The following is a 24,757-nucleotide window of genomic DNA, read 5'->3' as shown; positions in this document are numbered from 1 at the left end:
TTTCATCTTAAAGTCCAGATCGTAACGCATAAAAATACCCCATAAGTTGCGTCCAACTTATGGGGGTCAGTTCATTGCCATTAGCAAAAGGGGCTTTTTAGTGGTAGTAAATACACTGATAATAGAGAGTATATTTACAAACCGAATATAACAACCGAAGTGCCGCCGTAAGATGGTGACCCATGAACCGTGAAGTTCAGGGCGGATGCGTCACTACCTCGGCAGGTTTCCTGATACACCGCAAGCGGTGCAGGCATACACAATGAGGTAATAGGTACCACATCCTAGTAAAGCATTATCGGCTCAGGGAATAAACATCTACTAGCCAACACTTCAGAATATAAATATCTTAACCAATGAAGTTGGTGATTGCAAGTACGATTTACAGAATGATACGCGGCTTTAACCGTGAGTAGGATTAACTGTCAGTGAATAAATATGTTTATAAGAAACAAATGTTTAATGGCTTAATAGGTCAATTTTTCAGCTATTTCAAGATGTGTGTTAATATAGAGAGCTTTCAACATCCTAACACAGCATTATAGGCGTTCATTCACTTGAGGAGCGGGAATTCATGTCCAACAACCAACAACAGTCAGAGTTTATCGATGATAGTCAGGCCCATCTCAATAATAAGCAAGATAGTGAGAAAAATAAAAAAGTGCCGCATGTCTTAATGATATTAGATGGTTTTGGACATCGTGAAGACGATAAGGATAATGCCATTGCAGCGGCTAATATGCCAAATCTGGATAAAATTTACCAACAGTATGCGCATGGGTTGATATCTGCTTCAGGAGAAGACGTTGGATTGCCTGATGGACAGTTTGGTAATTCAGAAGTGGGCCATATGAACTTGGGTGCGGGCCGTGTGCTTTACCAAGACTCAACTCGTATATCTAATGAGCTGGCTAATCGTGATTTTTATAAAAACGACGCATTGGTTAATGCTGTAAAAGCGGCAAACGAGCTTGGCGGCAACGTACATATTATGGGGCTGCTATCAGATGGTGGCGTGCATTCACATCAAGATCATATCGAAGCCATGTGCCATTCAGCATTGGTACACGGCGCCAAAAACGTCTTTGTACATTGCTTTTTAGATGGTCGCGACACCCCGCCAAAATCTGCTGATAAATATATCAATCGCCTACGCACGCATATTAATAAGCTGAATGCGCATTATGAAAATGGACACGTGCAGATTGCCAGTATTATTGGACGCTATTATGCGATGGATCGTGACAATCGTTGGGATCGGGTACAAAAAGCGTATGAGCTCATCACTGAAGGAAAGGCGGATCGTCTATCAACCCGAGCTGATGGGGCGGTACAAGCAGCATACAAAGCGCGCGAAACTGATGAGTTTATCAATCCTACGACAGTGATTGGTCGTGATGAGGTGCCATATACCGTTGATGATAATGACGCTCTAATTTTTATGAACTTTCGTGCAGATCGTGCCCGTGAGCTGACTCAAGCTTTCGTATTACCAGATCATGAATTTTCTGGGTTTGCCCGCCATAAGCAGCCCAAACTTGCCGCTTTTGTGATGCTAACGAAATATTCCGACGTTTTGGCTAATAATCCTAAAACCAGCATCGCTTATTATCCAACGTCGTTATCCAATACGCTTGGCGAGTACTTGCAAGATCAGGGTAAAACCCAGCTGCGTATCGCTGAAACAGAAAAGTACGCCCACGTGACGTTTTTCTTTAGTGGCGGCCGTGAAGAAGAGTACAAAGGTGAAACACGTATTCTAGTGCCATCGCCAGACGTTGCTACTTATGATTTGCAGCCTGAAATGAGCGCACCTGAAGTGACTGATAAGCTAGTTGCGGCTATTGAGTCGGGCAAGTATGATGTACTGGTCGTGAACTACGCCAATGGTGACATGGTCGGGCATACCGGTGTATTTGACGCTGCTGTGCAAGCGGTAGAGGCGTTAGACGTTTGTATTGGTCGCGTAGAGGCAGCAGTACGTGCAGCGGGGGGTGATATGCTTATTACAGCAGATCATGGTAACTGTGAGCAGATGCAAGACTATGAAAGTGGACAGGTTCATACTCAGCACACTACTGAACACGTCCCACTGATTTATATTGGTGAAAAAGCGTTACAAGTGCGGAGTGGTGGTAAGCTGAGCGATGTCGCACCGACTATTTTGACCTTGATGGATGTCGAAATCCCCTCTGAAATGACAGGTGAGAGTCTGTTGTTACCAGCATCGTAGGTCAAGTACGCTCGTGTTTTTTGCGATGGCTACGCGATGACTGTGTGATTATTATGCGACGACTATATGTGAACGCTTAGCTGTGAACGCTACTAGAAATTATAAAAAAGGGAAGGGTACTGGTTATCCTTCCCTTTTTTGCGACGTTTTTTACTTGATGTTTTTTGCTTCATTTATAGCACACCCAACATCTTAAGTAGCAAAAAAACAAAGGAAGAGCCGTATCTAGTCGCCTAAACCAGTTTGACAAAGTCGAACAGACTTTGGGGACTCATATTGATACCCTTGATGCTATCTTATAAGGTAATATTCATAAACGTATCGATAATAACAATTTTACGTATTCTACTATTAAATGAGTTCTCTTATGCATCCTCACTATTTTATTCGCTCATCAAGATCTAAGCGAGCATTAATGATAGGGTTATTCGGGTTGGCTGCTGCTAACATGCACGCCCAAGCAGCAGAATCACCTGCCAACACGACCAGTCCCACGGCACGCCTACAACTGATTAGCCTAAACGCTGATGAGACAGCCGTTAAAGACGATATGGATAACTTGTCGGATATCGCTGATATGTTAGATGCGGCAGATGCGTCTGATGATTCGATAGACAGTGTGGCAGATGAGAGCGCTTTAACGGATGAAACGGGTGATATCGATACCGCCATTCCCCCTGAGGTCGGCCAAGTGTCATTAAATGCTATTTCACCAGAGACGCTCAAGACATTTGTCGCAGTGGTGGATTTGGTCCGCCGTGAATACGTGGATGCGGTCAATGATGAAGAGTTGTTCAACAACGCAATGAGTGGCATGCTCACAAAGCTCGACAGTCATGCGGAATTTTTGGATGCTGAGGCGTATGACAACCTGCGTGCCTTTACAGAAGGGGATGTGGGGGACATTGGTATCAAGGTCGCTTATCAGCCAGCAGCTGGCTATTGGGTCATTACAGAGGTTATCAATGACTCACCTGCGGACAAAAAAGGCATCGCGGTTGGCGACTATCTGCATCAAGTGGCTGAGTTTAAACTAGATGAAGATAAAGAAAGCAATGATATTGAACAACTTTTGACAGGGATTGCTGGCACGCAAGTGGACATCGTGACTTCTAAGGCTGGTCGCCGTAAACATACCACCACTTTACAGCGAAACAACAGCCATCCTCAAATCGTTGAGGCAACGCTAGTGGATGGCATTGCCGTGATCAAATTACCTGCGTTTCAAAACAACAGCCGGGAAAAACTACTGGAAAGCTTAATTAATCTAGAAGCCCCTGTCTCAGGTATCTTGTTGGACATGCGTGATAATCCAGGCGGCGTACTGACATCAGCGGTGAGCGTTGCCAGTTTGTTTATGAGCGATACCGATGTGGTACAAGTAAAAAGTCGGCAAAGTAAATCACGCACGCTATCGACTCAAGGCAAGGCGCTACTCGAGTCATTGCCAGTAGTGGTCTTACAAAATCGTTATTCGGCATCAGCAGCAGAGGTTTTGGCCAGCAGCTTACAAGCACAAAAGCGCGCCACTATCGTGGGTGAGATCAGCTATGGCAAAGGGTCTGTACAGTCAGTCATACCGTTGAATGACGAGCAAGCCGTCAAGCTAACCGTCGCCAACTACCTGACCGCCTCAGGTGGCAAAATAGATGGAATCGGGGTAGCGCCTGATATGATGTTACAAGGCAGTGAGAGTACATGGGAGCAGCAAGCGCTCGACTTACTAAAAAAGCGAGCGCTTGAGTCGGGCGTACGTTTTGTCCGAAAACCTGTTGAAAAAAGTCAGGCGATAGCAGACAACGTGACTAAACTGTGACTAAGTAGCCGTCATTTAACCACACGTCATGAAGTGACATGTTTTAACTTACTCTTCAGACTGATCTTCAGCGATTTCCAACTTTTTCATGCGATAGCGTAAAGAGCGAAAAGTCGTTCCCAGTAGTTTGGCCGCTTGGGTTTTGTTCCAGTCAGTTTTTTTAAGCGCGGTGATAATCAGCTGTTTTTCTTGTTCTTGTAGGTGATGCTCGAGTCCGCGCAGGGGCAATTGATCGTCAACCTTTTTGCTTGGGACGCCTTTTTCTTCCCCTTCTGTCTGAGTGAGGTGAGGCGTGGTGGGCGCTTGAACACTGTGCCCGGTTGCGTTATTTGGCGCTTCTACTTGGCTACTGGTTGGCCGCTGTATCATGGAAGGATAGTGCTGAGTATTCGTGCGATAAGGGTGTAAGTTAGTCGTTACTGGTTTAGGGTTTATCCCTGTTACACGCTTTGTAGGCCGAACGGTTGTTCCTTGGTTTTCTGTCGATTGAGTAGCAATCAGGTCGGCGGCTTTAGGATCAGAGCGTTGCGTCTTATTAAGGTGGGTCTCTTCACTTTGGCCTTGGGACCCGGCAAGTTGATGGGTTATGTCTGTTTCAAGATCGGGAAGGCCCAAATGGCTCACCTCAATGAGTGACGTTTCTGCTAAGGTCACTGCACGCTCCAGCACATTACGCAGCTCACGGACATTGCCCGCAAAGTTATGGTGTTGCAAGCGCTCGCGGGCGGAGACCGTCAATGCTGGCGGGGTGTCTAACTGCCATTCGTGAGTGATCATTGACAAAAAATGCTCGGCCAAAACAGGAATGTCGTCTCGACGTGCATTAAGCGTGGGCAGCTTCAGTTCGATTACATTGATACGATAGTACAAATCCTGCCTAAACGTACCATCCTGCACCAACTGGTTCAGATTTTTATGGGTTGCAGATAAGATACGCACATCGACTGGTGTCTCTTTGGTATCTCCAATGGCTCTCACTGTCTTTTCTTGGATAGCGCGTAAGAGCTTGACTTGCATTGCCAAAGGTAAGTCGGCCACCTCGTCCAAAAATAGCGTCCCACCATTGGCCTGCTGAAACAGTCCTTGCTTGTCAGCGACAGCACCAGTAAAGCTACCTTTTTTGTGACCAAAAAATTCTGACTCCATCAGCTCCGAGGGAATGGCTCCGCAGTTCACCGGTACAAAGCTCCCATCTCTGCGCGGGCTTAAATCGTGAATCAGACTGGCAACGACTTCCTTGCCTGTACCTGAAGCCCCAGATAAAAACACAGGCGCCTGAGAGCGGGCGAGTTTTAGAATGGTATTTTTGATAGGAAGCATCACGGCTGAATCGCCGATCAGCCGACTGTCTAATATTTTTTGCTCAGGTGAGCATTCTGGCGTGGATTTCGCGACGTTGTCTTGCTGTATGACTTTTAGGGCATTTTCTACCAACTGACGTAGGCGTGGTAGCTCAAGTGGCTTATTAACGAAGTCAAAAGCCCCAAGTTTTAGCGCTTCAATGGCCAGATCCATACTGCCATAGGCAGTGATAACGGCTATAGGCGTACTAGAGCTATTGCTGATTTCTTTGACCAACTCCAGTCCTGATCCATCAGGTAGCTTTAAATCGGTCAGGCAAAAATCGTAACTGTTTTCGTGCCAGAACGATCTTGCCTGCGCCAATGTATAAGCCACATCACTTTTGATGCCCATTTTGGTCAAGGTGATTTGCATTAATCGGCACAAATCCACTTCGTCATCAACGACTAGCGCGGTTGTTGTCATACATTATCTCATCGTATTCATTAGCTATAAAATAGTAAAAGACCACTGTGCCCTAACGACAAAGTACTCGATATAGAGCGGATTTAATACTTAAAAAACACCTTTATTAGCATGATTTTCAACATTATTTGTATTCTTATCAGAGTGAACAGCAGGAGCTATCAAGCGAAAGCAGGTTTTTTCATGTTCTGGAATGTAGAGCAAACGCGCTTGATTGGCTTCACAAAATGCTTGTGATAAGTAGAGTCCTAACCCTGTACCTGCTTGATCTGTAGTAAAAAACGGATTAAATAAATGGGGTAAATCCTCGAGGCGCACGCCAGTACCACTGTCCAATATGTCAATTATAACATCGTTATCAGCACAATAAATTTCGATTTCCACATAAGCATGAGGGTGGGCGTAGCTACTATAACGTAAGCCATTATTGATTAAATTGATTAAAACTTGTTCCAATTGGTGCGTATCGAATGAGATGGTTGGGTTTGTTTTTAGTCGTAAAAAAACATCATGTCCTTGAAAGTAGTTTTCTAAAAATATTGGCATCCATTCAGTCAGTACAATCGACTGCTGGTTTGCTGTTTGCTGGCGGGACAGTTTTAAAACATCTTCAATGATACGGTTTACGCGCTTTGTTTGCGAAAAGATCATTTGATAAAGCTCATGATTACCTGTCGCATCACTATTTGCGGTGTGCGTCATTACATGACTGTCTGCTTCACTTTCTGTAACCTCCTCCATCAACAGCTGGCTGGCTTGCGATATAGCAGCCAAAGGGTTTCTAATTTCATGGGCAATACTGGCTGTTAATTGTCCCAAAGAAGCCAGTTTTAACTGTTGGGCACTGGCTTGTTCACGGCGTAAATCTTCTAGTATTAGTAATTTACTGTCATCTTTTAACGGAATGATTTGTACCCGTAGTTTATCGAGCACAGAGGCGTTTGTCCCTGCGGGCAAGTCATAAGTAAAGGTGCGGGACTGACCAGCTGCTACTGATAAGCAGGCTTTGAACAGCTGCTCATGTTGTTTGTTGAGTTGTTGTTGAAAGTTAAATAGACGTGCATTGCGGTGGTTGTTCTGCGCATTTTTTGTGTCAAAAGAGGAGACGTGAGGCAACGATACTGATGGATTATGTGCGATACTGAGTAATTGATGAGCTGCAAGGTTTGCTAAGACGATCTGCTGTTTGTCGATGACAATGACGCCATTGACCATTTGCGTAATGACTTCTTGATTGATGACATGTAGGCGCTCGACTTCTTTCGCGCTCTTCGCTGCTACTTTTTCAAGTTGGACTAAACGCTGAGAAAGAGACCAGCTCAAACCGCCCACTGCTAAAAAACTGGCTGACATGAGCAAAGCATCACCCAAATTGGCCAAGTTCATACTATTGGCAATGGCATAAAAAAATTGCTGATAAATGACAAAAATGATAGCGAGTAGCGTGATAACTAACGCTTGAGAGCCATGGAGCAACATAAAGCTCGCTGCGACCACCACCATATAAAGCATGGTCAGTTGTAAATCAGGCGCTCCCGCTGTATACAGCAATAGGCTTAGGATAATAACATCTAAAGCCAGTCCAAAAGCCAATTGCCGCCGCATCTGTTGATTAACGACATAAAACAACCCCAGTAAAATGAGGCTAAGCAGGACATAAAAACTAAGGGCAGTTTGTTGCAAGAAACTTGGTAGAGAAAGGCTATTATCAGCGTGAGCCGTGATATATACCATCAGCAGAGAGAACAGGCTAACGATGAAGCGGTAACTGCTGTAAATAAGCCCTAATCTGCGTAGTTGTGATAGAGATAGCGTATCATCGCGATGCAAATAATGAGTAATGGCAGAGACGAGGCGAGTGGCAGACTTCATAAAGTGACCGTAAGAAAAGGAGGGTGGCTAACTAAATAGTTACGGTTGAATCAGACCATGACGGATCGCCAGATGTGTCAATTTGACATCACTATCCACCCCGACTTTCTCGTAAATACGATAGCGATAGGTATTGATGGTTTTGACACTGACAAACAGCTGATCTGCTATTTGCTGCGGGCTTTGACAGTTGACGACCATCATTGCCACCTGCTTTTCGCGATCACTTAATAAGTCAAAAGGTGAGCTGGCATTATCTGACAGTAAAACATCAGCCAACTGTTCAGCGACATCTTGACTAAAATAACGACTCCCTTGATAGACTTTTTTGACCGCTCTTATCATCTCGTCAAGTGGCGTGCCCTTGGTGATATAACCATTGACGCCCGCTTTTATGAGCATGGAAGGATAAGGCTGCGCTGACATACTGCTAACGGCCAATATTTTGATACCCAGATCAAGCTGGATTAAACGTTTGGTTGCTTCAAGCCCACCAATATTGGGCATGTTGACGTCAAGTAAAATCACATCAGGACGCAGTTGTTTGGCCATCTTAATAGCCATATCACCACTGTCTGCTTCGCCGACCACTTCTATATCAGCGCTATCTGACAACATACGACTAATACCCATTCGAACCAAATCATGATCATCTACTACTAGTACTTTAATCATAACGATACTCTTTACTATTTGTCAGAATGAAGGTTTTTTATTCATATTAAACGACAAGGAAACCCAAGGCATCTGCTGATTTTTTATTGTTTGAAAACGTAAAATACGGCTAAGATATTATATAGACATTTCTATCTAATACAGCAAAAGACAGATGATTAGCCATCTAAAGTTAACTTATATTGCTGAAATGTGAATAGATGTTTCTATAATATAAAGTGGTTGTAGCAAAATTTGAATTAGGCCAAAATAAAACCTTAAATCTGCTGGATAAATTAAACTTAAATTCAAACCATGATACACTAAAAATACAAAAACTCTATACGAGTACTTACAAACACATCCATAGACGCTATGTACGTTTTTGGCGCCAAACAACCCTAAATGGCGTGATAACGGAAGCAGGAGGCATAATGAAGCACCTACCATTAACCAAACAGCAATTAGTCGTTGCTATGATTTCATTGAGTTTGGGCAGTGTTGCACAAGCCGCACTTACTATTAATGGTAGCACTGATAGTGGCTCTAGTGCTCGTGTGAGTTGGGGCGGGGCAGATAGCTTGTCTGAAGCGCGCAACATCATGTACAAGTCGACTGGCTCTACTATTAAGCAAGTCGATAGCGGCTATGGTACGACCAGTATCACCAATACCAATAGCTTCGGTAGTAGCAATAATAGTTACAATAGTAGCAATCGCTATAATACGACTTATCGCGGTGCATTTGGTAGTAGCGATATGATTCCGATCAGCACGGACTCGCGTAGTGTGGCGGTAATCGATGCGGAAACGGGCGAATCTATTTATGAAAAAGACGCTGATATTGCGCGTCCGATGGCCAGTATTAGTAAATTAATGACCGCCATGGTGGTATTAGATGCAGGTCTTGATATGCGCGAAGAGATTACGCTGGATCCAGAAGATTTTGTCGGTCCAAAGCGCGCAAGCTCACGGTTAAAAGCAGGCGATCGTTTAAATCGAGCTGAAATGCTATTGATGGCGTTAATGAAGTCAGAGAACCCAGCAGCCAAGAGCTTAGCGCGTAACTATCCAGGTGGTTATAGCGCCTTTATACGGGCGATGAATCGCAAAGCTCAAGACTTAGGCATGACCACGGCTTTCTTTGGTGATCCCACGGGTCTTGATAAGCGCAATGTTGCTTCATCAAATGACCTTGTAAAAATGGTACGTGCGGCTGGTAATTATGACGTGATTCGTCGTTTTTCTACGACGAAGAGCTATGACTTTTTTGTATCAAATTACTCCAGTGGCAACCGTACGTATAAAGCCAATAACACGAGTAGCTTAGTGCGTGCTGGTGACTATCCAATTGGCATCTCAAAAACAGGTTTTATTAATGAAGCGGGCCGTTGCGTCGTCATGGAAACGCGCGTCAATAACCGTCCAGCCATCATTGTCATCTTAGGGGCAAACAGCTCAGCCACGCGTTGGGGCGATGCTAAAAACATTTTGAACAGTTTAGCGACTCGCCGCACAGTGTAAACTTGCTGGCTAAGTATTTATAAAGCCTAAGTACTTATAAAAAAAGCAATTATAAACAAAGCACTTATAAAACCTAGGTCTGATAAATAAAGACTTATAAAAAAGTAAGCATTGATAAAAAAGGCTGTTATATCCTATAACGGCCTTTTTATTGTCTTGAGACTAGGGGTACATGACATGATTCAAGCATCGAATTTTTCTATGCCGCAGCTATACTTACTGACCAATGACGATGAGTTTGGGCTTTTATATCAAAAGTTAGAGGCAGCACTGGCTACCGGGTTGATTGCGCTATTACAAATTCGTCGTAAGCAGACATTGGCGCGCCCTGACGGTGAGTTAAAACTTTACGAAGAAGCCTCCAAGATCGTGGCTTTGGCTAAAGCTCATGACGTGGCAGTTGTTATCAATGATGACATTGGTTTGGCGGCAAAGCTTGGCGTTGGGGTCCATCTTGGTCAAGGTGATGGCACGATTAGTGAGGCCAAGCAGCGGTTAGCGCCAAATCAGATTATTGGTCGTACGTGTCATGGTCAGGTAAGTTTGGTCAAAAAAGCGCGAGACGCCGGCGCAAGTTACGCCGCAATGGGTGCAATCTTTGCTTCTACGACCAAACCAAATGCTGACACTATTGCTCGTCAGCAGCTGATCGATGGCTGTGAGCAAGACATAGATATCTGTGTGATAGGCGGTTTAACCGCAGAGAATGTCTCAGAGCTGGCAGGTTTACCCATTCGTTATGTGGCAGTAGTTGGAGATATTATGGACTTGCCAGTCGCACAAGTTGCAGAGCGTTGTCAGCAATGGCAGCAGGCATTTTCTCGCTGGAAAATACCTGATTTATAGTGGGCGCTCTTAAAACAATGAGCAATTACGCAGCGTGTTCCATACATAAGGTAGCATAAGGCAAGGCTTCTAGGCGTTGCTCTTCGATCTGCTCACCGCACACCTCACATTCACCATACGTACTATTTTCAATACGGCTCAAGGCGTTTTCGACGTAGATTAAGCTTTGACGCGCTTCGGCCATGAGGTTTTTGCGCATGTCGTTTTGACGATAAGAGATGGCTTGGTCTTCCCAGTGTTCATTGAGATCATCTTGGGGATTTTGAATGTGTTCTTCGATTTTGTCGATGCGCGTTTCGTACTCTTCTTTTAATTTTAATAGATTCTGTTTAGCGCTCTCTAGATCAATACTCATTGTATTCTCCTAAGGGTTATTTTTATTGTTTACTCCGCTATCATAAATCGCCTAACGGGTAAGTACCACCACGAAATGTTACTGATGTTTATGTGGGCTTTGAGTCAATCATAAACGTGTTGGTTTGCAGCCTGCTCTTAAATTTTGAGGGTCACAATCCCATTCTCGTTAAATTTATGGCAGGTTCGTTATGAGCGGCGGCCAGAAAACTGGTAGAATACACCGCCGCTAAATCTTGCTTGTTAAAGCCAATGGTTAAAAGACCTCAATCAGTAAAAAAGCAAGTTGGCCAAACGTAAAAACCAGTAAGAGCATTCGACACGGCTCATGTGACAGCAAGTCAGTGGTCACACTCTTTTATAGATACCTTTGTATAAAAATGCTTCAGTAATGATAGCAACTTTAATGACAGCAACTTTAGTTTTTTAACAGACAGATTAACCAACAGATTGATGTATAGGAGCAGGTAAATGAATTTTTTGCGTATGAGTGAGCTGAACTTAACGGATAAAGTAGTACTGATTCGTGAGGATCTCAACGTACCTATCAAAAACGGTAAAGTCACAAGTGATGCGCGCTTACAAGCCAGTCTGCCAACCATCAAATTGGCACTAGAAAAAGGGGCTGCCGTTATCGTCTGCTCACACTTAGGGCGTCCTACCGAAGGTAACCCTGAAGCAGTATACTCGTTGGCACCAGTGGCTGATTATTTGACGGATAAGCTATCTACCTCCGTCAGTCTTAATCGTGACTATTTGACTCAAGGTGTGTCTATCAAAGCGGGTGAGGTTGTCCTGTTAGAAAATGTGCGCTTCAATGAAGGTGAAAAGAAAAACGATGCCACTTTGGCAAAAAAATATGCAGATTTATGCGATGTGTTCGTCATGGACGCTTTTGGTACCGCCCATCGTGCCCAAGCATCCACTGAAGGCGTCACGCAAGCGATGCGTCAGGCAGATAAGACCGTATGTGCAGGCCCGTTGTTGGCCGCTGAATTGGACGCGCTAAGTCTCGCGCTTGAAACCCCAGCCCAGCCCATGTTAGCCATTGTTGGTGGATCGAAAGTATCGACGAAGTTAGAAGTGCTACACAGCTTGGCAGAAGTGTGCTCACAGATTATCGTTGGGGGCGGCATTGCCAATACTTTCTTAGCGGCGCAAGGTCATAGTGTTGGCGCCTCGCTATATGAAGCAGATTTGGTTGATACGGCCCGTGAGATTATGGATAAAACTGAGATTTTATTGCCTGAGCAGGTCGTCGTTGCAGACAAAAATGACATCAATTTTGATGACTTTATTGGCTCACTACAGCAAGCCACTGCCACCATTAAGTCTGTGGATGCGATCGGCGATAATGACATGATATTAGACATCGCCCCAAAAAGCGCAAAGCAGCTTGCAGATGCCATTAGCAAAGCCAAAACCATCTTGTGGAATGGGCCAGTAGGCGTTTTCGAAGTAGACGCTTTTGGCAGTGGTACGCAAATACTGGCTGATGCTGTAAAAAATAGCGAAGGTTTTTCGATCGCTGGTGGCGGTGATACCTTAGCTGCCATTGATAAATACCAAGTTGCAGGCGGTGTTAGTTACATGTCAACAGGTGGCGGCGCGTTTTTGGAGTTTGTAGAAGGTAAGGTGCTACCAGCGGTCGCAGCGCTACAAACTGACGTTTAAGCATTTAACGAGTTTAGTAACATTAGCGGTACAACCAAATAGACGTATTTGGGTTAGGCTATAAAAATAAGGCAATGACCCGTTTGCGCTCAGACACCCACAGACGTTGATTTGAGAGGGATTGGTCATTGATTATTATTAACTGGTAATTATTTGTTTCTATACTGAACATTGTTATTGCATGTCTTATTTGCACTCTATAAAATAGCGCAACCATGTATTTTGACATGTTTTATTTACGAGAGGTTTATTATGTTAAAACGTCATTTGTTACTTGCTAGCTTACTTGCTGGTACTTTTGCAGTTACTGCGTGTAGCCAACAAACAGAAGAGCAAACTGAAGCTGCTGTTGAATCTGCAGGCGATGATGCCGCTGCTAACACAGAAGCTGCTGCTGCCGAAACTGAAGAAGCGGCTGCTGAAGCTGAAGTGGCGGCACAAAATGCTGGCACTGAAGTTGCAGAAGGCGCTGAAACAGCGGGCGAGGCTGCAACAAATGCTCTAGAAAACACTGGTGATGCTATCGCCGAAGGTACCAATGAAGCGGTCGAAGGTACAGCTTCAGCTGTTGCTGATGGCGCTAACGCTGTCGCTGATGGTGCAAATGACCTCGCTGTTGATGCAGAACAACAGTACTAAGCCGTTTCATTACTGATTTATGGAGTCGTTGTCGATTGATAGATGACTCATAAGTTCGGTCGCTAAAATGATTCGTTGTTTTATAAGCCCTCAAAATACTAGAAAAGCCTTGGTGACCACCAAGGCTTTTTGCGTTGTCTATCTTTCTTTAGTTAGAGTAACAAATAGTCAGGCAACTGCTACGAAGACGGCGCATTTTTTGCTATAATCACGGCGTATTAATTATCTCCAAAACGCTGAATCCTGTGAATGACTGGTGGTGCTTTAACTACTAAGGCTTTAACCGTTATTAAGCAAAAGTTTTGGGTTAATTACTCTAAAGTTCTACTGTAAGAGCTGTTTTTAAAATACTATTCAAAATTTAATCAGAGAGCGTTTTATGGCCTTAATATCGTTACGTCAACTTCTAGATCACGCCGCTGAGCATAGCTACGGTGTTCCTGCCTTTAACGTCAATAATTTAGAGCAGATGCGTGCAATCATGATGGCGGCGGATGCTTGTGACTCACCTGTCATCGTCCAAGCCAGTGCTGGCGCACGTAATTATGCAGGGTCGGCGTTTTTACGTCATCTGATCATCGCTGCTATCGAAGAGTGGCCGCATATTCCAGTGGTTATGCATCAAGATCATGGCATGTCACCCGCTATCTGCCAGCGCTCAATCCAGCTTGGTTTTTCATCAGTTATGATGGACGGCTCGCTGGGTGAAGATGGCAAAACGCCAATGGATTATGATTACAATGCTAGCGTTACTCGCGAAGTGGTTAAGATGGCACACGCTTGCGGCGTTTCTGTAGAAGGCGAGATTGGTTGCTTGGGCAGCCTTGAAACCGGCATGGCAGGCGAAGAAGATGGCTCTGGTGCAGAAGGTGTACTGGGTCATGAGCAGCTCTTGACCAGTGCTGATGAAGCCGAGCAATTCGTAAAAGATACGAATGTCGATGCGTTAGCGATTGCTATTGGTACGAGCCACGGCGCTTATAAGTTCACGCGTCCACCGACAGGCGATATCTTGTCGATTGAGCGTGTAAAAGAGATTCATGCGCGCATTCCTAACACCCACCTTGTGATGCATGGCTCGTCATCCGTACCGCAAGAATGGTTAAAAGTCATCAATGAAAATGGCGGTGACATTGGTGAAACTTATGGTGTGCCGGTTGAGCAGATCGTTGAAGCGATCAAGCATGGGGTACGTAAAGTAAATATCGATACTGATTTGCGTCTAGCCTCAACAGGCGCTATCCGTGAATTCCTTGCTAACAACCCAAGTGAGTTTGATCCACGTAAATACTTCAAAGCCTCTATGGTCGCGATGTCAGATATCTGTACCAATCGTTTTGAGGCGTTTGGTTCTGCTGGTCAAGCGCATAAGATTCGCCCAATCAGTCTTGAAGGTATGGTGGATTTTTATCAGTAAATTACACTGGTAAAAGGTGGTCATGGCCCATGTGACGACAGTGTATTTCATTTTTATAATAGCCCTTATAAGAGGTAGTACGTGATGATAGGATTGATTACCGGACAGGTGCAGTATTTAATGGCACCCACGGCCTGTATCATGACAACCTCGGGTGTGGGTTATGATATCGAGCTGCCACTGCCGTCATTTTGCCAATTGCATCTCAATGAGCAAGCCAGTATTTGGACGCATTTTCATGTTCGTGAAGATGCGCAGCTGCTATATGGTTTTATCGACCGCAAAGAGCGCGATGTTTTTCGCCAGTTAATCAAAATCAATGGCGTGGGCGCAAAAATGGCGCTAGCGATGCTGTCTGCGATGTCAGGTGCTGAGCTGAAGATGCATGTTGAACAAGAGTCAGAAACTGCGTTGACTCGTATCCCAGGCATTGGTAAAAAAACAGCTCAGCGTTTGCTTATTGAGCTAAAAGACAAGCTTAAAAACATCGAGGTTGATAGCAGCGCTTTGGAGTTGACCCCGCAGAGGGCAACGGTTTCTCACGAAGGCAGTATCATCGCTGAAGTCGAGGGCGCCTTGATGAGTTTGGGTTATAAAGAAAAAGAGGCGCAGCAAGCGATTAAAGCCGCTAAGAGTAAAGGGGATACGTTTGCTGACACCCAAGGCTTATTAAAAGCCACGTTACAGCAGCTGTCTGGTTTTTAAATCGTTTTTCTTAGCTATCAACGATAGTGATCACATAATGTATTGAACAGATAAGCGACATTCAGTGTCGCTTATTTTCGTTTTGGTACCCACTGAGTGATGTTTTGCATGACTTATGCGCAGCGTTTGGTTATGCTATTTGTTACCTAATTTTTTAATATAATGATAAGTTCTATGATGCAAGATCGATTGATTAATCCGCTAGAAGGAGCAAACGATGCGCCTGATGCCAGTATTCGTCCAGCATTACTGGCTGAATATATTGGACAGCCGGTGGTACGTGAGCAGATGGAAGTTTTCATTGGTGCCGCAAGAGGACGAGATGAGGCGCTGGATCACACCCTAATATTTGGTCCACCAGGCTTAGGTAAAACGACGCTCGCCAATATCATCGCTCGTGAAATGGGTGGTAACCTGCGGTCAACGTCAGGCCCTGTGCTTGAGCGTCCAGGTGATTTGGCCGCCATGCTGACCAACTTAGAAGCAGGTGACGTCCTATTTATTGATGAAATACATCGTTTGAGTTCGGTTATTGAAGAGATACTTTATCCGGCAATGGAGGATTTTCAGCTGGATATTATGATCGGTGAAGGGCCGGCTGCGCGTTCTATTAAGCTTGATTTGCCGCCCTTTACATTGGTGGCGGCAACCACCAGAGCAGGGCTGCTGACCTCACCGTTACGCGATCGTTTTGGTATCGTACAGCGGCTTGAATTTTATAATATTGCTGATCTGACCACGATTGTGAGCCGTGCTGCCCGCTTGATGCGCGTGCCAATGAGTGAGGACGGCGCGGTTGAGATTGCCCGCCGTGCGCGTGGTACCCCAAGGATTGCCAATCGCTTATTACGCCGTGTGCGTGATTATGCCGAAGTCAAAGGTGACGGTAGTATCAATGGCGCGATTGCTGGTAGTGCGTTAGATATGCTGGCAGTCGATAGACGCGGTTTGGATCATTTAGACAGACGCTACATTGAAATACTGCACGAGCGGTTTGATGGGGGTCCTGCTGGAGTCGAAGCGGTGGCCGCAGCAATGGCGGAAGACCGTGGCACGCTTGAAGACGTGATTGAGCCTTATCTTATTCAACAAGGCTATGTACTGCGTACCGCACGTGGACGCGTGCTGACCCAAATGGCAATTGATCAGATGTTATAGAACCAACTTATTATAGTATCAAACTTAAAAAATGCGCCCAATTTTAATCATGAACATGAAAATTGGGCGCATTTTTTTGTTTCAGTGTTGGCTTTCGTATTTGATTGTTGTGGAGTTATTGGGGAGTAGTCAAAGCCTCAGGCCATATTTTTCCTGGGTTAAGAATATTATTAGGGTCAAGTGCTGATTTTATCGCCTGCATAAGCACCAGAGCGTTACCATGCTCTTGCTGCATGTATTTTTGTTTGCCTTGCCCTATACCGTGTTCACCCGTACAGGTGCCATCCATCTCTATAGCACGCTTGGCTAGGCGGCTGATAATACCGTCAGCGGTTGCTATTTCTTCAGGGTTATTGGTATCGACCAACAAGAGAACATGAAAATTGCCGTCACCAACGTGGCCGACGATAGGCCCAATCATGCCAGATACTTCGATATCTTTGGCCGTCTCACTGACGCATTCTGCCAAGCGTGAGATAGGCACGCAGGCATCGGTTGATAAAGCGCTGGCTTCAGGTCGCAGAGCAGCGCTGGCATGATAAGCGTTATGCCGTGCTTGCCAGAGACGTTTGCGCTCAGCTTCATTGGTGTCCCAAGCGAAGTCGTGACCACCAAACTCTTCGATGATATCGGTAAAGATATGCACTTGTTCACGAACGCTCACTTCTGTACCGTGAAATTCGACAAATAACGTTGGCGTTTCGGCTAATTCAAGATTGGCATACTGATTACAAGCTTTTATTTGCATGGCATCGAGTAGCTCAATACGGGCGATGGGCAGACACATTTGAATGGTTAACATCACTGCCTGACAAGCGTCTTCAATGGTTGGAAAATGACAAATCCCGCTACCCATACATTCACTGATACCAAACAGTTTAAGCGTTACTTCTGTGACAATACCCAGTGTTCCTTCTGAGCCTATCATTAGCCGTGTTAAGTCATAACCCGCCGCCGATTTTTTGGCTCGTGTGCCTGTTCGAACTATCTCGCCACTGGCAGTGACAACCTCAAGTGCCAGTACCACGTCTTTCATGGTGCCATAGCGTACGGCATTGGTCCCTGATGCGCGGGTAGCAACCATGCCGCCGATACTTGCATTAGCGCCTGGATCTATCGGAAAAAACAACCCTGTGTCACGCAAGTAATGATTTAACTGCTCCCGTGTCACCCCAGGTTGCACGGTCACTGTCAGGTCTTCATTATTGACTTGCAAAATCGCATCCATGGCATGCATGTCGATACACAGTCCGCCGTAAGGTGCGTTTAATTGTCCTTCCAAAGAGGAGCCAATACCGAAGGCAATCACGGGCATTTGATACTGATTGCAAATCTCTACAGCAGTGGCGACTTGGTGTTTGTCTTGTACGGTTAACACAGCATCAGGTGGCTGGTTAGCGAGCCAAGTCATGGTGTGGCCATGCTGCTCGCGTACCGTTGTGTTAGTACTTAACTGTTTGCCAAAACGAGATTTTAGAGCAGTAATAGCAGCACTGTAGTCTGGCTTCACGGTGTCACTAAGGGGTGAAACAGGCAGAGATGACATGGTTAACTCCTACATATAAGAGGTGTGCTTAAATGAGCAAACACTATGGCTATGACATGTATCAGGGGCTACGCCAAGATACGCCAAACAACAACGATAACAGCCAATAGATAGAAGATAGGGGCAAGCCAGCCGACTTGTGTCGCAATGGCAATAAACACCGCAAATCCTGCAAGCGCTATCCAATCACGGCGTCGATCATTGAGCAGATCAGCTCGTATTTGCTGTATTTCTCGCAACTGACTGTCTTGCCTTGAACCTTGCATGGCCAGACTTTGTAACCCTTGGTCTAGTAGTTTTGGGATATCAGTGGTGGATAATAAAATCTCTGGTAACTGCTGGCGTAACTGCTGCAAATTACGCATCGGGTCCAGTTGTTCTTTGATCCAACTGCTTAAAATGGGTTTGGCAAGTGACCAGATATCGAGATCAGGATATAAGTCGCGTCCGAGGCCTTCAACGTGCACTAAGGTCTTAAGCAATAGCATGAGCTGCGGAGGAATACTCATATGATGGCGACGGGCGATGTCTAAGATTTGCATCAACACACCGGCAAAATCGATATCATTAATAGATTTTTGCAGCATTGGACCGACAGTGCGCTTCATATCGCGCATCAAGGCATGTTTGTCAGTATTGGGTGGTATCCAGCCGGCACGACTCACAATATCAACCATCGCAGTGAAGTTATTATTCATCACGGCCAGTAGCATACGGGCGACGATAAGTTGATCGTCTTTTGATAAAGTACCCATGATGGCGCAGTCAAGACCGATATAGCGTGGTTCGTGCCCTAAGTCAACCGCTGGCGTATCTGCATTGAGCGCTTTGACTGGCGGCGTTTCGACGAAGACATTGCCCGGATGCATATCGGCATGAAAAAAGTTGTCGCGAAACACTTGCGTAAAAAATATCGTTAAGCCTTTTTTTGCCAGTGTGGCACGATCGTAGCCGAGCTTGTCAAACACCTCCACTTGTGAGATAGGGACGCCTTGAATGCGTTCCATAATCATCACATTTTTGGCGGCATCATAGACTTCAGGCACATACATCAATGCAGAGCCTAAGAAGTTATTGCGCATTTGCGTGGTGTTGTCTGCCTCAAGGGTTAAATCTAGCTCATTTAACATCACTTGGCGATAGTCTTCCACAATATCGATAATATGTACGGCTCGTGCTGCTTCAATACGTGCAGATGCCCAATTGGCAAGCTCTCGTAACAGCTCGAAGTCAGCGACGATGGTGGTGCGAATATTGGGACGCACTACTTTTACCACTACTTCACGGCCATCATGCAGGGCGGCTGTGTGTACTTGGGCGATAGACGCCGCGGCTAGCGGCTTGACATCAAAACGCGCAAACAGCGTGTCAATAGAGTGGCCGAGACCGTGTTTAGGGTCTTGGATTTGCGCGATAGCAGTATCAGCGTCAAAAGGTTTGACCTTGTCTTGTAGCTGTACCAGCTGCTCAATAATCTCAGGTGGTACCAAATCACGGCGAGTAGAAAGCAGCTGGCCGAGTTTTAAAAACAGCGTGCCCATGTCTTCAAGCGCGTATTTAATGGCATTTGGCTGGTGCTTTTTGCCCCAAGCTGCGGGATGCAAACGGATCAACCGTACTAAAGGTTGCAGTTGCGGGGCTTCTTCAACAGAAAAATGAGTATCAATGCGATAGGTTGCGGCGATACGCCAAAGCTCAAGTAAACGGGCGCGATGAGATAATAGCATGAGGTATAGGTACTCTAAAGAAAGTCAAAAATTGGACAAGGCTGCGCTTATGCATAGATCACGATGAACCGATGACAGCGCTTAACGATTATTGCTTAATTGCGTTTGCTCATCTTTGATAGCAGCAAGTCTGGCTTCTTCACGTTCGACATCAGCACGCAGCTTTAACAATTGCTGCTTGAGGTCATTGACTTCTGTCATCTCAGCCGGATCGGTAAGGCTATTGCCTGCCACATCATTGGCCCAATCACTTACATCATCAAAAGCTTGTTTGGCGCTATGACGCCAGCTACCTTTAAGCTGCGATATGAGCAGGTGCAACTGGCTGGCCATCGGTTTGCCAATAAAAGGCTCAAGCTGACCTGCGACATTGGGGTCAAACCCTGCCACCAACTGCTTAAGCTGCATCAATACTTTGTAATCACCAGAGATAGGTAAGTTACCTTCAGTGCCGCGCATCAGGTTGAGCAGTTGGGCGGGATTGTCGACGGTGATGCTACAGTCTGGGCGACTGTGACCCATACGTGCGCGCTCCATACTGGCTTTTTGACGCTCATCCATCTGGCCACTAGGTTCAAACACACTATCTATCGTCACAGGCTCAAAACGCAGACGCTCATCAGTAAATAGGATATCCAAGTTAATGTCAGGCGCACCCATATTGAGTCGTAGCACTTTGCCAGCGAGCGGTGCAAGCCCAGCTTTGGTAATCTCATCACTTGCAATAGCAAAGTTAATCAGCTTTTCGGCACCCGCCAAAAGTAAGACAGTCAGCATAAAGGCTCTCGCATCTTTAATTGAGCGCCCTTAGACAGGCGCAGCGTTTATAGGATCAGTGGTTACGATTATTTGGTGTCGTCATCGATAGGCTATCGTGACACTTTTTTCGTTAAGCTTTAAAGCCACGATGAACAGCGACGATACCAGCCGTTAGGTTGTGATAATCACAGTTTTCAAAACCCGCCTGTTGCATCATCTGTTTTAGCGTCTGCTGATCAGGGTGCATGCGAATCGATTCAGCCAAGTACTGATAGCTCTCAGAGTCATTGGCAATCAGCTTACCCATAATCGGTAATGCGGTAAAAGAGTATAAATCATAAGCTTTAGATAATGGCTCAAATACAGGTTTTGAGAATTCTAAAATCAACAGACGACCGCCTGGTTTGAGAACGCGATACATGGCTTTTAGGGCAGCGTCTTTGTCGGTGACATTGCGCAGACCAAAGCTAATGGTGATCAAATCAAAGCTTTCGTCGTCAAAGGGCGCTAAGGTTTCAGCGTTTGCTAAGACAAAATCAACGTTATTACAGCCTGCATTGATCAAACGCTCACGACCGACTTCTAGCATTGCAGCATTGATGTCTGACAGTACAACGTGACCGTTTCTACCGACTTCGCGGCTAAAGACTTTGGCCAAATCACCTGTGCCGCCAGCGATATCGAGTACATGTTGACCCGAACGCACCCCTGATAAGCTGATGGCATAACGCTTCCACAGACGATGAATACCAAAAGACATCAAGTCATTCATGATGTCATATTTTTTGGCGACTGAAGTAAAAACATCAGCCACCCGTGCTTGTTTCTCAGCCTTGTTGACCGTTTTATAACCAAAATGCGTTTCTTCATTCCCATCAGTATCAGGCGTGTGCGGATTGTTGATGTCATCACGCTGATTGAAACGCGTTTGTTTGGTGCTCTGTGTGTCAGCTTGCACCGCGTTATTATCGGTGCTGCTATTGACGTTGTGACTGGCAGTGTTATTTGGCATAGTGGTTTGTTGGCCTTGTGGCGTTCCAGTTGGTAGGTCTTGGACGTGCGTAAAATCATTAGCATGGCTGTTTTTTGTCGCGGCCTTGGCGCTCACCGTATGGGGTGCTGGACTTTGGCGGGCTTGGGCTTGCGCGCTAATGCTTTGGTTGTGAGCAATACTGTCTTGTACTAATTTATCTTGTAAGTGGCCGTTGCTCGTAGCGTTTTGGCTTAGGTCAGCGTTGTTATTATTTGTGTTATCGGTCATAACATTGTCCTATTATTCGTTTTTGTGACGGTCTTTTTATGGTTATCTTTTTGAAAGGTGTCAGCGTGCGCCAAACACCTCATGGATCCTATGATACACCAAACGCCACTAGCTTACCGCCATTATCCTTGTCATGAACTTGGTCAATAATCATCAGTTCACGCCCACAAAATGGCTCAATAAAACTGCTCACACTTTTTAGAGGCTTCATGGCTTTAAAGCCGGTATCAATGAAGTCATAAAGTGGTTGGAAGTTATAACGGTAGGCGGTGCTCTTCGCCAAGGCAAACGCTTTTTTAAGCATAAAGGAGTTCAAATGTTTGTCAGTGCGGTAGCAGACTTCTTTGAGGTTGGCAATCTGTACGCGGCGTTCATCTGCTTCATCGACCGCGAGGTAGGCGGCCAGCATGTTGTCTTCGTTGACAGGTAAGTCTTGAGCAGACAACCACTGGGCCAAATGTAAGTCTAGCTCAATGGCTAAAATTGCCGCTTGGATGCCCATGCTACCAGCTTCTAACGCTGATTCTTTAGCAAGCCGCTCAAGTTTTTTAGCCTTGGGAAGGATGCGTTCTAGCTGCTGCGCCAGTAATTTAAACTCATCTCCACCATATAATTGCGTCAGGAAATAGTCTGCCATGAGTTGATTTTTGGGTTGTTCAAACAGGTCGCTATGAGTACGCTTAAGTCTTGATTGCTGCCATTTTTGTACTTCATTGAGCTTGGTGTTTAATTCAGCGTCTTGATGATGGGGTAGCGCCCAAAAACGTACTAAATGTTGTTGTAAATCAGCTAGAGCAGACATGAAAAAATCCTCTATAAAAGTAAAGATCGTGATGAGATCGAGAGTAAGGTGGGCAGTACTGAGTGTTAGGTTTTTTTTATACTGAATGGTATCTATTAAAGCATGTGTCTAAAATTGTGTTCACCTTAAAAGAAAATAAAGCAGAATACAAATGGCAAACTGTTACATAGCAGCGTTATTTACTGCATGAGCCGAATGCTATGATTGAGCTGACGAGTTTTCAATCATAAGAGGAGTCCAGTTATGAGTAAAAAGAATCATACGACTGAACCGGTAGCACCACAAGCGGTAAGTGCACAATTTAGCGATGAGGTGATCAAACAGCGCTTAACCCCCAATCCTCTCAGTCAGTTTTCTATGGATAAAGACTCGCTTAGATTGGCACTGGTCACGGCCCAATACGCTCTGCGCGCCACGCGGCAACAAACACCGGCCACCACCAATAAACCCACCGGACTACTGGTGCTGGTCAACGGCATGGAGCAGGCGGGTAAGGGGACAGCCGTCAAACAACTACGGCAGTGGGTAGATCCACGGCTTTTAAAAGTTGAGGCGACCATTGGCTATTGTCCCTTAAACTATCAGCCTATTTGGCAAGTCCATACCAAAGTGATGCCGCGGCACGGTGATGTAACGGTGTATTTTGGTAACTGGTATGCTGACTTGCTCTATAACGTCATGCGTATGGCAATGTCAGACAGCGAAAGTGAAGATCAGCCCGCAAAAGACAAAAGTCATAAAAACATAAATAGTCTTCCCACTACGACATGGCAAGACTATTTACAACAGCAACTCATTGAACTACAAGCGTTTGAAGATGACCTTATAGCCAATCATACCAGAGTGTTAAAATGTTGGTTTCATGTCGATGTTGATACCTTACAAAATCGGCTAAATGACGCTGAGGCTGACCCACAGTTTTTGTATCAAGTGGATTGGCACAGTAAAAAAGTTGTCGAACAATTTAATGAAGTGGCCACGATTCTGCTGCGACAACAGGATGACTGGATTGTTATAGATGGGGAGGATAAGTCGCAAGCTGCCGATCATTTCTGTCATGAAGCACTGCATGCGATGCAAACTGCGCTAGTAAGTAGCAAAACAAGCGCTAATACAACGGAAAATCAAACTGCGTCTAGTAAAGAAGCTCTATCTAAGACAGCAGATGCTGGATGGCAAGCTGAGCCACCACCTGCACCAGAAAAATTTGAACCTGTAAAAATACCTGATCGCTTAAAAGACATCGATGAGACCAAAGTAGATAAAGCTGACTATCGTACCGCATTGGCAGAAAAGCAGGCTCGTCTCGCTGAGTTACTGCGCGCGCGCAATGGTCGTCACATCGTTTTTGCCTTTGAGGGGATGGATGCGGCTGGCAAAGGCGGGGCAATCAAAAGATTGGTGGCGCCGCTCGACCCACGAGAATATCAAGTTTATAATATCGGGGCACCGATGCTATATGAAGCACAGCATCCTTATCTGTGGCGATTTTGGACAAGATTGCCCGATGAGCAGACAGATCGCATCAGTCGCATCGCCATCTTTGATCGTACTTGGTATGGGCGCGTGTTGGTTGAGCGTATCGAAAGCTTTGCAAGTAGTGAGGAGTGGCAGCGAGCGTATGATGAAATCAATCGTTTTGAGGCGGACTTAACCAAAGCTGGTACAATAGTCATTAAATATTGGCTGGCCATCGACAAAAAAGAACAACTTAAACGTTTTAAAGCGCGCCAAAACACACCGCATAAGCAATTTAAGTTAACGGATGATGATTGGCGTAATCGTGATAAGTGGTCAGACTATGTGCAGTCAGCAGCTGACATGCTGGCACGTACCGATACAAAAAATGCCCCTTGGTGCGTCATAGCAACCAATGAAAAACGTCAGGCACGTTTAGAGGTTTTAGACCATGCGATTAAGCAACTATCTGCAGCGCATGAAAGCTAACGCACTATGGATGAGTAAATGCTTGTAGTGATTTACCCCACTCTCAACTTGAAATAA

The 24,757-nt window shown here is 45.4% G+C and carries 19 protein-coding genes and 1 other RNA gene; 10 read left to right on the top strand and 10 right to left on the bottom strand.

The annotated features are described in order from the left end of the window. Positions 1–147: 147 nt before the first annotated feature. Positions 148–343: non-coding RNA, 6S RNA (gene ssrS, locus B2P60_RS08855), on the bottom strand. A 231-nt stretch (positions 344–574) separates the two neighbouring features. Here ssrS and gpmI point away from each other — a divergent pair. Together gpmI and B2P60_RS08845 are read left to right on the top strand one after the other, a co-directional pair. Then, positions 575–2,233 (top strand): 2,3-bisphosphoglycerate-independent phosphoglycerate mutase, encoded by a 1,659-nt coding sequence (gpmI, locus tag B2P60_RS08850; protein WP_286740827.1) that lies wholly within the window; start codon positions 575–577, stop codon positions 2,231–2,233. A 415-nt stretch (positions 2,234–2,648) separates the two neighbouring features. Further along, the gene (locus tag B2P60_RS08845; protein ID WP_286740824.1) at positions 2,649–4,049 is read left to right on the top strand and encodes a S41 family peptidase; all 1,401 of its coding nucleotides are present in this window, start codon (positions 2,649–2,651) and stop codon (positions 4,047–4,049) included. Between the two features lie 48 nt (positions 4,050–4,097). Here the strand turns inward: B2P60_RS08845 and B2P60_RS08840 are convergent, their stop codons facing one another. The 3 genes from B2P60_RS08840 to B2P60_RS08830 all read right to left on the bottom strand — a co-directional run bounded on the left by B2P60_RS08840 (position 4,098) and on the right by B2P60_RS08830 (position 8,363). After that, the gene (locus tag B2P60_RS08840; RefSeq protein WP_286740822.1) at positions 4,098–5,816 is read right to left on the bottom strand and encodes a sigma-54-dependent transcriptional regulator; all 1,719 of its coding nucleotides are present in this window, start codon (positions 5,814–5,816) and stop codon (positions 4,098–4,100) included. A 90-nt stretch (positions 5,817–5,906) separates the two neighbouring features. Further along, on the bottom strand, positions 5,907–7,688 hold the full coding sequence (locus B2P60_RS08835) for a sensor histidine kinase (protein WP_286740821.1): 1,782 nt from the start codon (positions 7,686–7,688) through the stop codon (positions 5,907–5,909). 39 nt (positions 7,689–7,727) lie between these two features. Continuing rightward, entirely contained in the window at positions 7,728–8,363 is a 636-nt protein-coding gene (locus B2P60_RS08830) for a response regulator (protein ID WP_193006557.1), read from the bottom strand. 413 nt (positions 8,364–8,776) lie between these two features. Between B2P60_RS08830 and B2P60_RS08825 the strand changes: the two genes are divergently transcribed. Both B2P60_RS08825 and B2P60_RS08820 read left to right on the top strand, forming a co-directional pair. Then, positions 8,777–9,865 carry a serine hydrolase gene (locus B2P60_RS08825; protein WP_198334299.1) on the top strand — a complete coding sequence of 363 codons (1,089 nt, stop codon included), beginning with the start codon at positions 8,777–8,779 and terminating at the stop codon, positions 9,863–9,865. 177 nt (positions 9,866–10,042) lie between these two features. Next, positions 10,043–10,711, top strand: coding sequence for a thiamine phosphate synthase (locus B2P60_RS08820; RefSeq protein WP_286740818.1), 669 nt, complete (start codon positions 10,043–10,045; stop codon positions 10,709–10,711). 25 nt (positions 10,712–10,736) lie between these two features. Here B2P60_RS08820 and B2P60_RS08815 read toward each other — a convergent pair whose 3' ends face one another. Next, entirely contained in the window at positions 10,737–11,066 is a 330-nt protein-coding gene (locus tag B2P60_RS08815; protein WP_286740817.1) for a TraR/DksA family transcriptional regulator, read from the bottom strand. A gap of 470 nt (positions 11,067–11,536) precedes the next feature. On the opposite strand from B2P60_RS08815, the gene B2P60_RS08810 reads away from it, so the two are divergent. From B2P60_RS08810 to ruvB, 5 genes are all read left to right on the top strand, one after another. Beyond that, positions 11,537–12,739, top strand: a complete 1,203-nt coding sequence (locus B2P60_RS08810; protein ID WP_230708624.1) for a phosphoglycerate kinase — start codon at positions 11,537–11,539, stop codon at positions 12,737–12,739. A gap of 252 nt (positions 12,740–12,991) precedes the next feature. Further along, positions 12,992–13,378 (top strand): hypothetical protein, encoded by a 387-nt coding sequence (locus B2P60_RS08805; RefSeq protein ID WP_193006552.1) that lies wholly within the window; start codon positions 12,992–12,994, stop codon positions 13,376–13,378. 379 nt (positions 13,379–13,757) lie between these two features. Then, positions 13,758–14,795, top strand: coding sequence for a class II fructose-bisphosphate aldolase (gene fba / locus B2P60_RS08800; protein WP_198334303.1), 1,038 nt, complete (start codon positions 13,758–13,760; stop codon positions 14,793–14,795). 84 nt (positions 14,796–14,879) lie between these two features. Then, the gene (ruvA, locus tag B2P60_RS08795; RefSeq protein ID WP_198334304.1) at positions 14,880–15,500 is read left to right on the top strand and encodes a Holliday junction branch migration protein RuvA; all 621 of its coding nucleotides are present in this window, start codon (positions 14,880–14,882) and stop codon (positions 15,498–15,500) included. 177 nt (positions 15,501–15,677) lie between these two features. Continuing rightward, positions 15,678–16,658: a Holliday junction branch migration DNA helicase RuvB gene (gene ruvB, locus B2P60_RS08790; RefSeq protein ID WP_286740831.1), complete on the top strand. Its 981-nt coding sequence runs from the start codon at positions 15,678–15,680 to the stop codon at positions 16,656–16,658. Between the two features lie 115 nt (positions 16,659–16,773). Here the strand turns inward: ruvB and B2P60_RS08785 are convergent, their stop codons facing one another. The 5 genes from B2P60_RS08785 to B2P60_RS08765 all read right to left on the bottom strand — a co-directional run bounded on the left by B2P60_RS08785 (position 16,774) and on the right by B2P60_RS08765 (position 22,753). After that, the gene (locus tag B2P60_RS08785) at positions 16,774–18,204 is read right to left on the bottom strand and encodes an FAD-binding oxidoreductase (protein ID WP_193006549.1); all 1,431 of its coding nucleotides are present in this window, start codon (positions 18,202–18,204) and stop codon (positions 16,774–16,776) included. Positions 18,205–18,272: 68 nt separating this feature from the next. Next, on the bottom strand, positions 18,273–19,931 hold the full coding sequence (locus tag B2P60_RS08780; protein ID WP_286740809.1) for an ABC1 kinase family protein: 1,659 nt from the start codon (positions 19,929–19,931) through the stop codon (positions 18,273–18,275). An 81-nt stretch (positions 19,932–20,012) separates the two neighbouring features. After that, on the bottom strand, positions 20,013–20,708 hold the full coding sequence (locus B2P60_RS08775; protein ID WP_286740807.1) for a ubiquinone biosynthesis accessory factor UbiJ: 696 nt from the start codon (positions 20,706–20,708) through the stop codon (positions 20,013–20,015). 112 nt (positions 20,709–20,820) lie between these two features. Then, on the bottom strand, positions 20,821–21,702 hold the full coding sequence (gene ubiE, locus B2P60_RS08770; RefSeq protein WP_193006562.1) for a bifunctional demethylmenaquinone methyltransferase/2-methoxy-6-polyprenyl-1,4-benzoquinol methylase UbiE: 882 nt from the start codon (positions 21,700–21,702) through the stop codon (positions 20,821–20,823). A 337-nt stretch (positions 21,703–22,039) separates the two neighbouring features. Then, positions 22,040–22,753: an FFLEELY motif protein gene (locus B2P60_RS08765; protein ID WP_286740804.1), complete on the bottom strand. Its 714-nt coding sequence runs from the start codon at positions 22,751–22,753 to the stop codon at positions 22,040–22,042. A gap of 243 nt (positions 22,754–22,996) precedes the next feature. On the opposite strand from B2P60_RS08765, the gene B2P60_RS08760 reads away from it, so the two are divergent. Further along, positions 22,997–24,700: an ATPase gene (locus B2P60_RS08760; RefSeq protein ID WP_286740803.1), complete on the top strand. Its 1,704-nt coding sequence runs from the start codon at positions 22,997–22,999 to the stop codon at positions 24,698–24,700. The last annotated feature ends 57 nt before the right edge of the window (positions 24,701–24,757 follow it).

The organism is Psychrobacter sp. UBA3068, from assembly GCF_002366815.1.
Classification (GTDB): Bacteria; Pseudomonadota; Gammaproteobacteria; order Pseudomonadales; family Moraxellaceae; genus Psychrobacter; species Psychrobacter namhaensis.
Note: the sequence above shows the minus strand (reverse complement) of the source record. Positions and strands in the feature narration are given on the sequence as shown.

Excerpts from the sequence above, each read along its gene's own strand:
- B2P60_RS08835 (WP_286740821.1), bottom strand. The coding sequence starts at position 7,688 with ATGAAGTCTGCCACTCGCCTCGTCTCTGCCATTACTCATTATTTGCAT.
- B2P60_RS08845 (WP_286740824.1), top strand. The coding sequence starts at position 2,649 with ATGATAGGGTTATTCGGGTTGGCTGCTGCTAACATGCACGCCCAAGCA.
- B2P60_RS08830 (WP_193006557.1), bottom strand. The coding sequence starts at position 8,363 with ATGATTAAAGTACTAGTAGTAGATGATCATGATTTGGTTCGAATGGGT.
- B2P60_RS08820 (WP_286740818.1), top strand. The coding sequence starts at position 10,043 with ATGATTCAAGCATCGAATTTTTCTATGCCGCAGCTATACTTACTGACC.
- B2P60_RS08765 (WP_286740804.1), bottom strand. The coding sequence starts at position 22,753 with ATGTCTGCTCTAGCTGATTTACAACAACATTTAGTACGTTTTTGGGCG.
- ubiE (WP_193006562.1), bottom strand. The coding sequence starts at position 21,702 with ATGCCAAATAACACTGCCAGTCACAACGTCAATAGCAGCACCGATAAT.
- B2P60_RS08840 (WP_286740822.1), bottom strand. The coding sequence starts at position 5,816 with ATGACAACAACCGCGCTAGTCGTTGATGACGAAGTGGATTTGTGCCGA.
- gpmI (WP_286740827.1), top strand. The coding sequence starts at position 575 with ATGTCCAACAACCAACAACAGTCAGAGTTTATCGATGATAGTCAGGCC.
- ruvB (WP_286740831.1), top strand. The coding sequence starts at position 15,678 with ATGCAAGATCGATTGATTAATCCGCTAGAAGGAGCAAACGATGCGCCT.
- B2P60_RS08785 (WP_193006549.1), bottom strand. The coding sequence starts at position 18,204 with ATGTCATCTCTGCCTGTTTCACCCCTTAGTGACACCGTGAAGCCAGAC.
- B2P60_RS08775 (WP_286740807.1), bottom strand. The coding sequence starts at position 20,708 with ATGCTGACTGTCTTACTTTTGGCGGGTGCCGAAAAGCTGATTAACTTT.
- ruvA (WP_198334304.1), top strand. The coding sequence starts at position 14,880 with ATGATAGGATTGATTACCGGACAGGTGCAGTATTTAATGGCACCCACG.
- fba (WP_198334303.1), top strand. The coding sequence starts at position 13,758 with ATGGCCTTAATATCGTTACGTCAACTTCTAGATCACGCCGCTGAGCAT.
- B2P60_RS08805 (WP_193006552.1), top strand. The coding sequence starts at position 12,992 with ATGTTAAAACGTCATTTGTTACTTGCTAGCTTACTTGCTGGTACTTTT.
- B2P60_RS08760 (WP_286740803.1), top strand. The coding sequence starts at position 22,997 with ATGAGTAAAAAGAATCATACGACTGAACCGGTAGCACCACAAGCGGTA.
- B2P60_RS08815 (WP_286740817.1), bottom strand. The coding sequence starts at position 11,066 with ATGAGTATTGATCTAGAGAGCGCTAAACAGAATCTATTAAAATTAAAA.
- B2P60_RS08825 (WP_198334299.1), top strand. The coding sequence starts at position 8,777 with ATGAAGCACCTACCATTAACCAAACAGCAATTAGTCGTTGCTATGATT.
- B2P60_RS08810 (WP_230708624.1), top strand. The coding sequence starts at position 11,537 with ATGAATTTTTTGCGTATGAGTGAGCTGAACTTAACGGATAAAGTAGTA.
- B2P60_RS08780 (WP_286740809.1), bottom strand. The coding sequence starts at position 19,931 with ATGCTATTATCTCATCGCGCCCGTTTACTTGAGCTTTGGCGTATCGCC.